Consider the following 14,448-nt stretch of genomic DNA (forward strand, 5'->3'; position numbering starts at 1 on the left):
GTCCTCGTGCTCAAAGTAATACTGGGAGTAATCGCCAATCGAAGTCAGCGGCAGTCCGCCTTCACGGTCACCGCGAGATCTTAGCCAGTAGGCTGCAACAGTTGGTTAGGAAGAACCTTGGACCCCTACGGGGCACGACCTATTGGGCCCGCGGACGCATCACCCACCAAGGCCAACCGCTCGGCGACTACGTCCGCTGTAGCACTGGCGCATCTAATGAGGCGGGCGCATGGGCTTGGTGCCGAGAAGAGGAAGCGAGACGCGTCAGGCGTTTCCTAATTGGCGATGAGAGCGCTCTCACGTTTGCTGAAGCTGTTTTGCTTTACGAAAGTGATCCGAAAACCGCAAATTATCTGATACGGGTAGTTCAAGAAATTGGCGACATGACTGTGGCAACCATTACGCCGCGCATGGTTCGCGAACTCGGTGCCATACTCTACCCGACCGCAGGAACTTCGACTTGGACACGCCAAGTAGTCAGTCCAGTGAGGGCTGTAATCAACAACGCACACGATTTGGGCAAATGTGGGCCGATACGTATCAAGGGTTTCTCCAAATCGGATAAGGTCGCACAGGACAAGAAGCGAGGTTCGACCGGCCGGAGCACTTATCCTCCGGGTAGTTGGGAGTGGCTTTTAGCGTTTCGTCAGCATGCAGAACGCAAAGTTGCCACTCTGGCTCTGTTTATGTTCGTTACGGGAGCCCGGATTGGGCAGGCTACCGCAATGCACCCGGACGAGCACCTTGAGTTGCAGAATGCACGTGTCTGCGTTCCCGGTGCGAAGGGCCATCACGACCGCTGGCTGAAAATTCCGATGGAACTGGTAGCAGAACTCGCTAGCCTTCCCCGTCTCTGGCCGCGGGGCCGGAAGCGGACAAGCGCTAACCTGCGCGTGTTCGGCTACGCCGACCGAACTGCGCCCCGCAAGGCGTGGAAATCCACAATTAAGGCCGCCAAGATCGAATTCATTCCTTTCCACGCCGCTGGCCGACATGGATTCGGGCAGGAAATGAACGTTCGGAGAGGTGTAGACGAAAAAGCCGCCGGGTCGTGGGGAGGGTGGAGCGACACTAACCTAATGCGTCGCACCTACACCCATGCGGAGGCCGTTGAGGCGAAAATGCACGAAGCTTTTTACGAAGGTCTGAGAGAGGCTGAGAGAAAAACCGGATTATCCCTTGCCGAAAAGCAGAACTCTCGCTGAGAAAAATGGCCTAAGAACGCTGTACGTGGTTTGTACCACACAGCAGCGTAATAGCCCGAATTTTCCTGCAATGATCTACAAGTCGTTCTCGACTACTTTTTGAAAAACCAGGGGAACTCATTGAAATAAGGGGCTAAAATGGTGGGCGCGGCAAGGATTGAACTTGCGACCCCACCCGTGTGAAGGATGGGAATAACGGGAATCTGCGGTTCTTAAAAATAGAAAAAGACAATAAAAACAATGTGTGAATCCCGCTGGTGTTCGCCGCTGCCCACCCAAGTTTTTCATGTTTTTTTCATGGATTTTGGGATAGCGGTTTCGAATGCCAGATTTGAGCCGCATCGGGGATCGTGAAAAGTTGAAGCCAAAGGCGGGTGATGAACCGCATTGGCATCGCCTGCGCCAAGGCGTCTACCTTGGTTATAGGCCATCGAAGAAGACGGACGGCGGCACGTGGTTTGCTCGATTCTACGACGCGGACACCAATCGCAACAAGCGCAAGCGGCTTGGCGATTACGGCACGCTGACCGGACATGATGTCTTCAAGCAGGCCAAGACCGATGCTGAGGCCTGGGCGGCAATTGTGGAGACCGGCGGCGAACTCGCCCGTGATATGGAGACGGTGAAGGATGCCTGTTTCGCTTATCTGGAGGAAAAGCCCAATTCCATCGCTGAAGGTGTGTTCCGGAGACATGTCTACGACGATCCCATCGCCAAGGTGAAGCTCGACAAGCTTCGGCGGCACCACTTGCGCAGCTGGCGCAAGCGGCTGGAAAAGGCGCCCGCCTTGTTGTCCCGGACCAAGGAAGGTGAGAAGCGTTGGAAGGAACGAGCGAAATCGACAGTGAACCGCGACATGGTGCCATTGCGCGCAGCGCTGGGGCGTGTTCTCACGGCCGGCTCCCCCAATACCGATGCAGCTTGGCAAGAGGCGCTCAAGCCCTTCAAGGGCGCTGACAAGCGCCGAGAACTCTATTTGGACAAGGCTGAGCGCAAGAGACTGATCGATACCGCCCGCGCGGAGGTGCGGCCGTTCCTTAGGGCGCTATGTCTCCTGCCATTGCGTCCCGGCTCGCTTGCAAGCCTTGTCGCACGTGACTTTGATGAGCGCACCCGCACACTTACAGTTGGCAAGGACAAGAACGGCAGCCCGCGGCAGATTTCGTTACCACAAGTGATCGCCAATTTCCTTGCCGTTCAGGCGAAGGGCAAATTGCCAACCGCGCCCGTCTTTGCTCGGCACTCGGGCGCCGCTTGGAACAAGGATACTTGGAAGCATCCGATCAAGGATGCTGTAAAGGAAGCCAGCTTGCCAGATGCCGTGTCGGCTTACACCTTACGCCATAGCGTAATCACGGACCTTGTACGCGTGCGCTTGCCGATCCTGACCGTTGCCCAATTGTCAGGGACAAGTGTCGCGATGATCGAGAAACATTATGGCCATCTTGTGCGCGACGATGCCGAAGACGCGCTGGCGACCTTAGTCCTCTAGCAATTGGTCGGCCAAGAAGCTTCCAGACAGCATCAACAAATTTGCATGGGAGAGAGGCTACGAGCCCCCTTTATCTGCCCCCCCTGAACCCCCACCCCGGAAAACCGCAAATTCGCGCGCCGCGAAATCGGCGTGTGAACGGGTAAGCGTCACAACACCTGCACGTCTGCAAGGATGGCTGAAGAATGACGCGCAGGGACACGGTGAGGGGTGACGACTTAGCGAAGCCTCAGCGTCAGCGAAATGTCCGCTAGACGAAGACACAAAAAACTCCCTTCTGGGAAAGTTTATTCGATCGCTAAACCTGGACAAGGATCAGATGGCAACACTGCAGGATGCGCACGCCGCGCTGACCCTCGAATGCCGGTGGAGCGGATTAAAAAATTGATCTGGATCGACCGAGAAACTCGTCAGGAATAGAGGATACGACGGCGTCAAACTTATTCATGTTGTGACCCTTTCAATAAGCAGATTGGTTAGCTCACCTAAGATAGTCGGAGCAAGAGAGGCAGTGCCGAGGACCGATGTCCCACGACCATTCCTGTCGTATGCGTGCGTCAGACGGATCACATGACGATCTACTCCGCTCTTCGCCCACGACGGCGCCGCAATAGTTCCTACGCTTCCGCCGCCGCATCATCCATAACTGCCGCCGAGCATCGGGTATTCCTCCACGCCTGGTGCTCGGCAATCGATCGGATGACATCGCGCCAGTTGCGTGGGCGCGGGAAAGACATGCTCGAGGTCTGGCACGATCATATCGACGATCCCGATCATGTCATGGACGATCCGGAGGATTTCGATAAGCTGACGACACAGAGCTACGTGCCGCTTCTCCGCAGTCTCGCCGACAAACACGCCCTGCTCAAAAAGCCCGGCCCGGCACCTCTCGACCGCCGCATTTCTTGGCTGGGCGCAACGCTCGGGCTCGATGACATAGAAAAGACAATCGTCGCCAGCGTCGCACGATACGCGCTTTTCGAATGCTGGGAAAATTTCATTGATGCGCTGCCCGGACGCAACTCGAATTGCAGTATCGGACGCATCGCCTTCGCCAGCGGGCTCTCGCCCGCGCGGGTGGAGGCGCGGCTGGCGACAGGCTCGCGGTTGTGGAGCACCGGCTTGATCGATCAATCGCATGACGGATCGACCAATGCCAACGCATTGCTAAGCTTCATCGCGGGTGTCCGATCGGGGCCTTCAAGCCTGCCAAGCCTCCTAATGCCCTCGGCTTCGCCGTCCTCGTTGACGTGGAGCGACTTCGATCATCTGGGCCCCCAGCGCGAGCTTGCGAAGCGCCTCATGGCGAGTAATGAGGGGGTCGCGATCCTGCTGTATGGTCCGCCCGGAACCGGCAAAAGCGAGTTCGCCCGGCTGCTTGCGTCAAGACTTGGTCGCAAAGCAGTTTTCGCCGGACTTTCGGATGACCGTGGAGGCGAACCCTCACGGCGTGAACGGATCGCGCATCTTACGATCCTGCGCGCGCTTACCCTCAATGATGCCAGCAGGATTGTCGTTATGGACGAGGCAGACGACATCCTCGTGCTGCAAGACCCCGGCGACCGCGAGCATCGATCGAAATTGTGGCTCAACCGGCTGATCGAGGATGGCAAGCGTCCGACGATCTGGATCGTCAACGAGCCAAGGATGCTCGAGGAATCGATTATCCGGCGCATGAGCCTCGCGCTCGAATTTCCTCGCCCTCCGCTTCACGTGCGCCGGAACATCGTTGGAAAGCACGCCAAGGCTGTCGGCATCGACATGTCCGAACAGGACCTCGCTCGCCTTGCCGCGCTGCCGGCAGCACCAGCCATTCTCGCCTCCGCCATTCGTGGAGCCAGCATGGCGCGCGGGAGCGCCGGGGACGCCCAGGCGATCGGCGAGGGACTTGTGACGGTAATCCAGGGCCGCCCTCCCGAGCCGTTCTCTCTTCCCGTGGCTTATGATCCGGACCTGTCATTGGCGGATCAGGACCTTGGAGGCTTGGCGACCAGACTCGCAGCGTCGGCTGCCCGAAACTGGTCATTGCTGCTTTCCGGCCCAAGTGGAACGGGAAAAAGCGCCTACGCTCGCCATCTCGCTGAGCGGCTGGGCATCGAGATTATCGAAAAGCGGGGTTCCGACCTGCTTGGTATGTTCGTCGGCCAGACGGAAATGCAGCTCGCGCAGGCCTTTGCAGAGGCGTCGCGCGCAGGGGCAATGCTGCTGATCGACGAAGCCGACGATTTTCTCTCGGATCGCCGCGATGCTCAGCGTGGGTGGGAGCGCAGCATGGTCAACGAGATGCTGCGCCAGATGGACGGCTTGGCAGCGCCATTCGTAGCGACCACGAATCTCGCTGACCGGCTCGACCCGGCGGCGCTTTACAATGCATGCGGAATTCCGCGCTCTCGACCCGCAGCGGGCAGCTGAGCTATTTTCAAGCTGGTTCAGCTTGCCGCTACCAAAGGCGATTATCTTGTTTGGGCAGACCCCCGGCGATTTCGCGGTCATTGACGCGCGACGCAAGTTGCTGGACGAACGCGACCCGCACATCCTTGCAAGGTGGCTGCGTGCCGAGGCAGAGGCGCGAGGATGCGGTCGGAAAATAATGGGGTTCGCAGCATGATCGACGACAGCGTTCGGGATAGAGCGCGCGGTGCGCTTCTCGGACTGGCAGTGGGTGACGCTGTCGGCACCACCCTGGAATTCAAGTTGCGCGACAGTTGTGCGCCGTTGACCGATATGATCGGTGGCGGACCCTTCCGCTTGGCCCCCGGCGTCTGGACCGACGACACCAGCATGGCCTTGGCACTCGCCAACAGCATTACTGAGCGGGGCGCGCTAGATCCGGTCGATCTGATGGAGCGCTTCGTGCGATGGTGGCGGCAGGGCAAGTACAGTCCGACTGGTGACTGTTTCGACATTGGCATTACGACGCGATCTGCGCTCGCGCGGTTCGAGCAAACGGGCGATCCCTTAGCCGGCTCCCGCTCGCCCGATGCAGCGGGCAATGGCTCGCTGATGCGCTTGGCTCCCGTGGCGATATATGGCTTGTCCGCGGGAGTTGCTGTCATGCGGAATGCTGCGCGGATACAGAGTGCGACTACCCACGCAACGCGGGCCTGCCTCGATGCCTGCGAGGCGTGGAGCGTCATCGTTTATGAAGCGATCAGTGGAGCATCGTCGGAACATGCGATGAGGGCTGCGACCGACCTCGATCTTGTCGAGCCTATCTCGGCAATCGTGCGCGGATCCTGGCGCGGGAAAGTTCGCGATGAAATCTGCAGTAGCGGTTATGTCGCGCACTCGCTTGAGGCAGCGTTATGGTGCGTCGGCCAAGGTGGTGATTTCCGAGAGGTAATCCTTCGCGCGGCCAATTTGGGGGACGACGCCGACACCACTGCCGCGATTACTGGGCAATTAATGGGCGCTCTGGTCGGCGAGAATGGCATTCCTGCTGATTGGTTGATCAAACTGGCGTGGCGCGATCATCTTACCCGCATGGCCGACGGCTTGATAATGGCGACAGAAAGCTAGGCTAAGTCGAAACCCGTTTTAGTTCGGATCGCCAAAAAAATTCTGCGAGACCAATGTGCGGATTGATGTGCTAATTGCGTGATTTTCGATAAAAGCGCGAAAAATGATCTTGGGAAAATCATTCTGCGATGACCAAGCGCCTTAGCAATCTCGACCGCACAATGAAGCTGGTGCATGTGCTTACGCAGAGCATCGAAGGTCTCACTCTTGACGAAATGGCGGCCTTGCTTGAGGTCAACCGGCGAACAGTCGAGCGCTTGCGGAACGTCATTCTGATTCATTTTGATCTCGAAGAAACAATCGATGGTCGGGTCAAGCGATTTCGGATCAAGGACAGCCCGGGACGTGCCTACGCAAGGCCGAGTTCTTCGGAGGTTGCTGCACTTCAGTCCGTGGTTGATGCCGGACGCCGCGAAGGTACGGTCAACACCGAAGCGCTTGAGAAGTTGCTTTCCAAGATCAAGATTGCCTTCGATAGCGCGGAAAGGCGTCGGCTGGACAACGACCTCGATCTGCTCACCCGCCTACAACGGTCGCGTGTCGCAGCGGGGCCTGCCGTCATTGCCTCGCCCGAAGATCTGACGACGATCCAGTCTGCCATCCTCGCATCCCATTGTGTCGACTTCGATTATCAGCCTGATTGGGCGGATGAGCCGTCGTGGCGGAGGGTTATACCCCATGGTCTGATCCATGGACCGATCACCTACCTCGTGGGCAAGATGCCTGACCGGGACGATCCGCCGTGTACCTTCCGCCTGGACCGCATGACCAATGTTCGGGACAGCGGGATTGTCGGATGCCCTCCCGAGGATTGGGATCTCGATGCATGGATGGCCCGCAGCTTCGGCATCTGGCACGAGGCAGGTCATGAGATCGTTCTGCGAGTGCTAGCCCCGGCGGTTGATCGGGCGCGGGCTTGGCGGTTCCATCCCCATCAACAGTTTGAAGAAGTTGGCGACGAGCTGCTTGTTCGTTTCCAATCAGGCGGCTTGTTTGAACTCGCCAATCACTTGTTCGAATGGGCCGGCGAACTGGTGATCGACGGCCCTGACGCACTCAAGGAAATAATGGAGAAGCGCATCGCTGCCGCGCAGACAATGCTGCGACCAGATTTGTCGTAATTTGCAGGTAAGGGGTGACACTGTGGTGCAGGGCGAATTCTGAGGGGTAATCTTGAATGTTTGAAAACTGCCATCTTCGGATCGGCGAAGCGCCCTTTACGAGCTGCATGCCCCTCAGCGCGCAGCTCCTGGGAAGCCTTTATGCCTTACCTCAGTCCACCGAGAAGCCGCTGCGCGAGGCCCTTGATGCCTTGGGTGACAGCGTCCCTTGGGCAGAAAGCTTCGCGGTAGCGCCTGAGCAGACCACTGGTGCCGTGGGGGCGATGCTCCGCCACATGATGATGGCGACGCGTGATCTCGATCCGGCGTCGATCGAGATTGATGTGCTGCCTGGCGAGGGAAGGGCGCGCCTTCATTTGGAAGCGCTGCGCAACCTCTGGATCATCAGCGATACCCTTGTTCCGTCCGATCTTGCGACGCTCAAGGCTTTCCTTGCAAGTAACGCAGATGATGCTCTGCAGCCGTTGCAGGTTGTCTGGGATCGAGACTGCGTTCAGCTGACCCCGCTGGAGCGAGCGGTGATCGAGCACATCGAAACCCATCATGGCCAGCTGAGCGCGGACGATAATGACGTCGTCCGTCTGATTTCTGACCGGAAGCTGGCGCGGGCAACCGGATCGTGTCTGGCAGGCCATGTACAACGCCATCTTCTGGATCCGGATGTACCGGTCATGCCGCTCGACGACAGCCTGGCCATACTGTCCGTCCGAGACTCCCTGACCGAATGCGAGGCCGCGGCGGCCATCGTGCAGCGATTGCTGACTGATGATGCAACTCTCGCAGCCAGCGACATTGGCATCATCGTCCCGCAGGGGGCGGAATATGGTCATTATCTGGCAGAGACCTTCGCCCACGCTGGTTTGGTTGCCTCATCGCTTCCTGGGTTTGGTCAGCGGAGGAACATTGGCGGAGAGGCTCTTCTGCATTTCCTTCAATGCCGACGTCGGCCAGCTCCCGCCATGGCGCTCGCATCGCTCTACTGTTCACCAGTCCTGTGCTGGCCCGAAAAAGTGGGGACGGCCCTGGCGGCTGCCGTCATGGACGGCGATTTTCAGCCAAGGGATGTTCGTGACTTCACAGGCAGACAGGCCGCTCTATTCGCCCTGATCCGCTCGAATTCGCCTTCGACCAACGGCCAGCTCAAGGAGCAGGTTCGATCTTTCCAGAGGCTGCTCAGCGACAACGAGGCGCTCGCTGAGGATGTCGCTGAAGCGAAGCAACAGGCATCGCGCCTGATCGCTGCCCTTGGCAATGCCAATGACGCGGCAGAAGCGGAACTGGAGAAAGCCATCCAGATGGCAGCGGCCTACCAAGCTGCGCCACCGGCGAGAGGAGCTTACTTCCTCGGTGGCATCTCGGTGATGATGGCCCACGAAACACCGAAGCGGCCGTTTCGCAAGCTTCTCGTCCTGGGCTTCAATGACGGTGCCTATCCGTCACCGCCCGCGGGCAATCCGTTTTTCCTCGACAGCGAAGTCGCATCGATTGCCGATGTGACGGGCATCCAGCTGCCATCGCAGGCGCAGCAACTCGCTGCCGCGCTCGAGCTCTTCACGCGCCAGATTGGTGCAGCGAGCGAGCAGGTTATCCTCATCCTGTCAGAGCGTGATCGCAGTGGTAGCTCGCTTTCGGCGTCGTCGAGCCTGCCGCTGATCTCGCGGCTTGTGGAAGGGATGGAGGACCCAGAGAATCTGATCGTGCCTTTGAACCATAGCGAGGGAACGATCTGGGACAGGCTGGTGGCGTGGAAGCCCAGACCAGTGATTGAACCGGCGCTGATGCCGGAGGTGCCGCCGCACTATGCGTTCGACTTCAATCTTCTGGGGCTGCGCCAGAAGCAAGACGGCAGTGTGCGAGCGCAGAGCCCGAGCCGGCTCGAAAAGCTTCTGGTCAGTCCCCTGGCCTGGCTCCTCGCTGAGCTGGGCGCCGAACATGTTTCCTGGCAGCCCGAGGCGCTTGACGTCATGCTTCGCGGATCCCTCGCGCACGAGGTTTTCGAGCGCCTGTTTGTGCCGGGCAAGACGCATCCGTCCAACGAAGAGATCGAAGCCAAGGTCCCCGACCTACTGCTCGATCGCATTCGCGCATTGGCGCCGTTTCTCCAGACGTCGGCATGGGCGGTCGAGCGCAACACGCTTGAGGCAGAAATCACCAAGTCCGCGAAGCATTGGTCGTTGGTCCTCAAATCTCTGGACGCCGAGATCGTGGGCAATGAGTTCTGGCTGTCGGGAGAGCTGTTCGGTCATCCCGTGCACGGCAAAGCCGATTGCTTGCTGCGGCTTTCCGATGGGCAGCCGATCGTCGTGGATTACAAGAAGAGCAGTTCCGGCACGCGGCGTCAGCGCCTCCAGAAGGGATGGGATCTACAGGTCGATCTCTACCGGCGCATGAGCGTTCGGCTCGACGAGCGCAGCAACGAAGGCGTGGTCCGTATTGCCGAGGCGTTGAACGGGTGGTCGAAGCTCCCGGCAGTCGCCTATCACACGCTCAATGACGAGAATGTCCTGCTCAACGGGATCGACGAGTTCGATAGCGCTGAGGTCGAACTTGTTGCGGGCGATATTGCCGAGCATGCGCTGGCGCTCATTTCGGCGCGTTTCGATGCCCTCAAGGCAGGACGCCTCGATACCAACACTACAGCCGATGAGAAGTTCTTCCAGCGCTCTGCCGCGCTCGGCACTTATGCGCTGGAAGACAGTCCGTTGATCGCCGCTTTCATGCGCGACGACATTAACCCCTCGGTGGCCCTTACTGACAATGAAGATGACTGAGCTTTCGATCGTTCCAGCCGGTGCAGGGGCTGGCAAGACCCATCACATCCAGGAAACCCTCACCCAGTGGGTGCGCGACGGCAAAGTTCGGCCCGAGCGGATACTGGCGGTCACTTTCACGGAGGCCGCGGCTGGGGAACTTCGCCAGAGGATCCGTGGAGCACTGATTGCCGACGGCAATCTGCAAGCGGCTTTGGCCGTTGAGCGAGCCTATGTTTCCACAATCCATGGCCTTGGACGCCGATTGCTGATCGAGCACGCCTTTGCGGCAGGCTCTTCGCCGCAGCAACGTCTCATCGCCGAGGACGAGCAGGACCTGCTCATCCGCCGCTCGATCGAGGAGAACCAGGCGCTAAGCGAGCTCTCCCGTAACCTCGGGGCCTATGGCTACCGGGGAAGTTTCACCTCGGACGACACGGCTGAAGACAGCTTCCGCAAGACGTTGCTCGGCGTGATCGCACTGCTGCGAACGCTTGGACCGCGGGGCGGTGATCCGGCGATGGCCGACTTTGTCGATGCGTCGATCAGGCAGGGATATCGCCAGCCGGTCGGGACGCCAGTGGCCCTGGCGGCTGGCTTGAAACAGGCTGTCGACGCGCTGCTTCTCGCCTTTCCGAGATCGCTGGCGGACGACGCTGGAAGTGCCGCGGCCAAGACGGCGTTTCGGGATAATTTCCGCGCCTTGAAGCAAGCCGAACAACTCCTCTCGACCGGCGGAAAGGACTGGAAGCTCTGGCAGCGGCTGCGTGATCTCCGCCAGTCCAAGCGCGGAAGTCCGACACCCGATGGTTACGATGACCTGGCCGCTGCAGTCATGGCGGCGGCCGATACACTGGTCTATCATCCAGGCCCGCTCGAAGATGCGGTATCCCATGCTCGCGCGCTCGTGGAAGGCGCGCAATCAGCTATGTCAGACTACGAGATCCGCAAGCGGGAACTCGGCGTCATCGACTTCAGCGACATGGTCACCAACGCCGCGCGGATACTCGACGAGCAGCCCGGCGTGCTTGCTGCGATCATGGACGAGGTGGACTGCGTCATTGTCGACGAGTTCCAGGACACCAATCCGATCCAGTTCACGTTCCTATGGGCCTTGGCGCGGCAAGCGAAGCGCTCACTCGTCGTCGGCGATACCAAGCAGGCGATCATGGGCTTTCAAGGCGCAGACCCGAGGCTGACGGTCGCGCTTACGAAGCAATTCGAAACCAGCCCGCTCAACCGGAACTGGCGTTCCGATCCACGGATCATGGATTGCGTCAACGCGCTCGGCCCTTGCCTTTTTGGCGATGACTACACTTCGCTCACCGCGCAAAATCCCACCGGGCATGAAACGGCGCTTGAGGTCATAGAACTGGCGAACAAGCGCGGCGCGCGCTCGGGAGGGAAGCCCCAGCATTTCGTCGCGGATCGCCTTCTCTCCCTGCTGTCCGACGATCATGTGATGATCATCGACAGGCATACGAAGACTTTGCGGCCGTTGGAGCCCAGAGACATCGCGGTTCTGTGCCCCACCCATAGCCATTGCTCGAGCTATGCCAGCGCGCTGCGGTCCCTCGGCCTGCCGGTTCGCGTGGCTGAGGGTGGCTGGTGGCAGAGCAAGATCGTCCAGGCCGCGTGCTTTGCCCTGCGGTTTGCCGTCGATCCTGCAGACAGCCATGCCGCGATTTGTACGGCCGCGCTTGGTCCTGGAGCCACAGCACTTCCGGACGCGATCAGGGCGCTTGCCGAGCAAGGCTGCATCGACACGCCTGAATTGTCTGCGCTGCAGACACTTTGGCCCGAATCGCTTGCGACCCCGGTAGACCGTCTGGTGCACCAGGTCATCGAGGTGTCGGGGCTTCGCGACTGGTGCGACAGGCTCGATGACCCACCCCAGATGAGAGCAGACCTGCTCCGGTTCGAGGCAGAAGCGGCAGCATTCATGGATGCTCACCGCGACATGCGCGAAGCATCCGGCTTTTATGGGCAGAGCGCTAACGTCTTTCTCGGCTGGCTTGAAAATAAGGTCGGTCTCAAAGGTGAAGATCTGCGGCCTAACCCTTCGGGCAGTGAAGCCGATGGCATCGAAATCGTTACCTGGCACGCATCCAAGGGACGTGAATGGCCAATTGTCGTTGTCTGCGGACTCGACCACAAGCTCGACCCCCGTGCTGGGACATTCAGCACCAAATTTCCGGGGTTCGATGATCTCGATCATGTGATCGAGGGAGCAACGCTCGCCTATGCACCCGAATTTGCCGCGCCTGAAGCGACCGATCGCTTTCTTCATGAACTCCATCCGGTGTCCGAAGAAACAGCGAGGCGGCTGCTTTACGTGGCCCTGACCCGTGCGCGGGACCGCCTGATTATCGAATGGCCGCAGGACGATGGCAAGCTTGATCCGCCTCTGCCGATCACTGGCCGCCGCCTTCTGAACGATGTCTGCGGCATCAGATTTCAGGGTAACCAGATCAGCGTCGGCAATGAGGATTTTCCTGCCCGCATGACGATCTGCAGCAAGGAGTTGCCAGCCTCGTTCGAGGCTGAGAACAAGGTTCATCTCGACGCGTCCGACCGCGAGCTGCGATTTGCCCTGGAGCGGCGCCCGATCGACGCAATGACATCTGTGGTAAGCCCCTCGCAGGCAATTGCTACGTCACGCCCGCTTCCATCTCACATCGAGACGCGTGTGATCGCACCAGGTGTAAAGCTGGCCGGACCTGATCTCCTGCAGGCGACCGATAAGGGCACGGCGATCCACGAAGCGCTGCGCATTCTCCTCTGCCGCCCTGATCTACGCCACAGGGTTCAGGCGCATTGCCGCATTCTCGATGCCGAGGTCGAATTTCTATCGCAGCAGGCAGATGCCCTACGCCAGGCTCTCGCGGACCTTGGCTATCCGCGACTGCATGTTGAGCAACCGATCGAGGTTCCTCTTTCAGATGGTGGGAGCCAGAGCATCATCCTGGATCTCATCGCTGAAAGTCCCAATGGCTTCATGATCATCGATCACAAGAGCGGGGCAGTCACAGATCATGCGCTGCGCTTCGAACGCTACTGGCCGCAACTGGCAGCTTACATCGATGCAGTCGGCACTAAAGGGGCAAAGGCTGTTGATGGTGCGGCTATTTTTTGGACGGAAACCGGCGAGCTGACAATCGGACGCGGTCACCAGCCGAGTGCATGAAGATTGAACTGCGAACGGGTTGTTTGAGAAGTCATGACAATAATCAGCGCATCCGATTTTCAGCCACACTTTGATCGGTTTCAGGAGCTCATTACTGCCGAAAGCAAGGGGCACTCGTTTATCAATTTCACGGAGGGCAAAATCGCCGCATGGGAAGGCTACAAGCCAACGCTGCGTCAGGCTGCCCTTGCACGGCTTTCCCCCGATACATGGTCTCGCGAAAGCATCGGGTCGGGCTCAATTATTGAGCATGCCATCGACAGCATCGAGATACAGGACAACAAGGCCAATTTCGTCAACAACCTTGTCTTCTGGCAAAACCGCTTCGGGCACGCCAATCGGGATCACCGCATCTTGCTTGAAGCCCGTACGAACCGCAGTTTGAAGCACGCACTCGATGCTCTGCTGTTCGATCTCTACCGGGGAGATCGTCAAGAGGGCGTGGTCTTCGAAGAACTGGCCGAACTCACCGGGCACAAATACCCGCTGATCGCCTATCTCTACTTTCTGAAGGATATGACCCGCTTCATGCCGATCCAGCCAACGGGCTTCGATCGCGCCTTTGCGGCCATGAGCCTCGGGTTTTCGACACGACAGCAGTGTTCCTGGGACAACTACAGGAGGTTCAATGAGATTCTGTTGCAGCTCGTCCCGCTGATCGAGGCTGCTGCCGGCATCCATAATGTCAGGCCGATAGATGCTCACTCATTTTGCTGGATATATGCCCATCTTCTGAAATTGGAGGCTGAGGGTTCAATTGGTCAAACCGCGTTAGGCAAAGACGCGGGCCGCGTGGTCGGCGGCCAAGAAAAGTCTATCATTGCCATGCGTCTGTCGATCGAGGATACGGTGAGGAAATCGAACGGCCAGAGCATCGAACGCAGGATCAAGAACAAGGAATCAGGCCATTCCGCCCAAGAGCTCGAAGCTCTTCTCGCCGAATTGCTTGAACTTCAGGGAAACCGCTGCGCGCTGACCGGCATTCCTTTCCACTTTTACGGCCCTGACACCGATAGCAACCTCTTGCCGTCTCCTGACAGAATCGACAGCAGCGGGCATTACGTTCGGGGGAATATCCAAATCGTTTGCCGCTTCATAAACTTCTGGAAAGGGGCAAGCGACAACGAGGAGTTCAAGGAGCTCCTCATGCTTGTAAGGTCCGTGTGATCGCGCG

8 protein-coding genes are annotated in these 14,448 nt (G+C 58.9%); all 8 read left to right on the plus strand.

The window, feature by feature from the left end:
* The first annotated feature begins 383 nt into the window (after positions 1-383).
* The 8 genes from AC13F2_RS11470 (at position 384) to AC13F2_RS11505 (ending at position 14,441) form a co-directional block, all read left to right on the plus strand.
* A complete protein-coding gene (locus AC13F2_RS11470; RefSeq protein ID WP_482965288.1) occupies positions 384-1,205 on the plus strand; it encodes a tyrosine-type recombinase/integrase in 822 nt (273 codons plus the stop codon).
* A gap of 322 nt (positions 1,206-1,527) precedes the next feature.
* Positions 1,528-2,697: a tyrosine-type recombinase/integrase gene (locus tag AC13F2_RS11475; RefSeq protein WP_230279155.1), complete on the plus strand. Its 1,170-nt coding sequence runs from the start codon at positions 1,528-1,530 to the stop codon at positions 2,695-2,697.
* 570 nt (positions 2,698-3,267) lie between these two features.
* Positions 3,268-5,109: an AAA family ATPase gene (locus AC13F2_RS11480; RefSeq protein ID WP_230279154.1), complete on the plus strand. Its 1,842-nt coding sequence runs from the start codon at positions 3,268-3,270 to the stop codon at positions 5,107-5,109.
* A gap of 192 nt (positions 5,110-5,301) precedes the next feature.
* A complete protein-coding gene (locus AC13F2_RS11485; RefSeq protein WP_230279153.1) occupies positions 5,302-6,216 on the plus strand; it encodes an ADP-ribosylglycohydrolase family protein in 915 nt (304 codons plus the stop codon).
* 128 nt (positions 6,217-6,344) lie between these two features.
* Positions 6,345-7,337 carry a helix-turn-helix transcriptional regulator gene (locus AC13F2_RS11490; RefSeq protein WP_230279152.1) on the plus strand — a complete coding sequence of 331 codons (993 nt, stop codon included), beginning with the start codon at positions 6,345-6,347 and terminating at the stop codon, positions 7,335-7,337.
* Between the two features lie 56 nt (positions 7,338-7,393).
* The gene (locus AC13F2_RS11495; protein ID WP_230279151.1) at positions 7,394-10,108 is read left to right on the plus strand and encodes a PD-(D/E)XK nuclease family protein; all 2,715 of its coding nucleotides are present in this window, start codon (positions 7,394-7,396) and stop codon (positions 10,106-10,108) included.
* Positions 10,101-13,274: a UvrD-helicase domain-containing protein gene (locus tag AC13F2_RS11500; RefSeq protein ID WP_230279150.1), complete on the plus strand. Its 3,174-nt coding sequence runs from the start codon at positions 10,101-10,103 to the stop codon at positions 13,272-13,274. Before AC13F2_RS11495 ends, AC13F2_RS11500 begins: the two co-directional genes overlap by 8 nt.
* A gap of 33 nt (positions 13,275-13,307) precedes the next feature.
* Positions 13,308-14,441: a hypothetical protein gene (locus AC13F2_RS11505; RefSeq protein ID WP_230279149.1), complete on the plus strand. Its 1,134-nt coding sequence runs from the start codon at positions 13,308-13,310 to the stop codon at positions 14,439-14,441.
* The last annotated feature ends 7 nt before the right edge of the window (positions 14,442-14,448 follow it).

It is taken from the genome of Qipengyuania sp. L-5Y, from assembly GCF_056859455.1.

What these genes read in the sequence shown, in the direction of transcription:
- AC13F2_RS11495 (WP_230279151.1), top strand. Translation starts at nt 7,394, where the DNA reads ATGTTTGAAAACTGCCATCTTCGGATCGGCGAAGCGCCCTTTACGAGC.
- AC13F2_RS11480 (WP_230279154.1), top strand. Translation starts at nt 3,268, where the DNA reads ATGACGATCTACTCCGCTCTTCGCCCACGACGGCGCCGCAATAGTTCC.
- AC13F2_RS11475 (WP_230279155.1), top strand. Translation starts at nt 1,528, where the DNA reads ATGCCAGATTTGAGCCGCATCGGGGATCGTGAAAAGTTGAAGCCAAAG.
- AC13F2_RS11485 (WP_230279153.1), top strand. Translation starts at nt 5,302, where the DNA reads ATGATCGACGACAGCGTTCGGGATAGAGCGCGCGGTGCGCTTCTCGGA.
- AC13F2_RS11490 (WP_230279152.1), top strand. Translation starts at nt 6,345, where the DNA reads ATGACCAAGCGCCTTAGCAATCTCGACCGCACAATGAAGCTGGTGCAT.
- AC13F2_RS11470 (WP_482965288.1), top strand. Translation starts at nt 384, where the DNA reads ATGACTGTGGCAACCATTACGCCGCGCATGGTTCGCGAACTCGGTGCC.
- AC13F2_RS11505 (WP_230279149.1), top strand. Translation starts at nt 13,308, where the DNA reads ATGACAATAATCAGCGCATCCGATTTTCAGCCACACTTTGATCGGTTT.
- AC13F2_RS11500 (WP_230279150.1), top strand. Translation starts at nt 10,101, where the DNA reads ATGACTGAGCTTTCGATCGTTCCAGCCGGTGCAGGGGCTGGCAAGACC.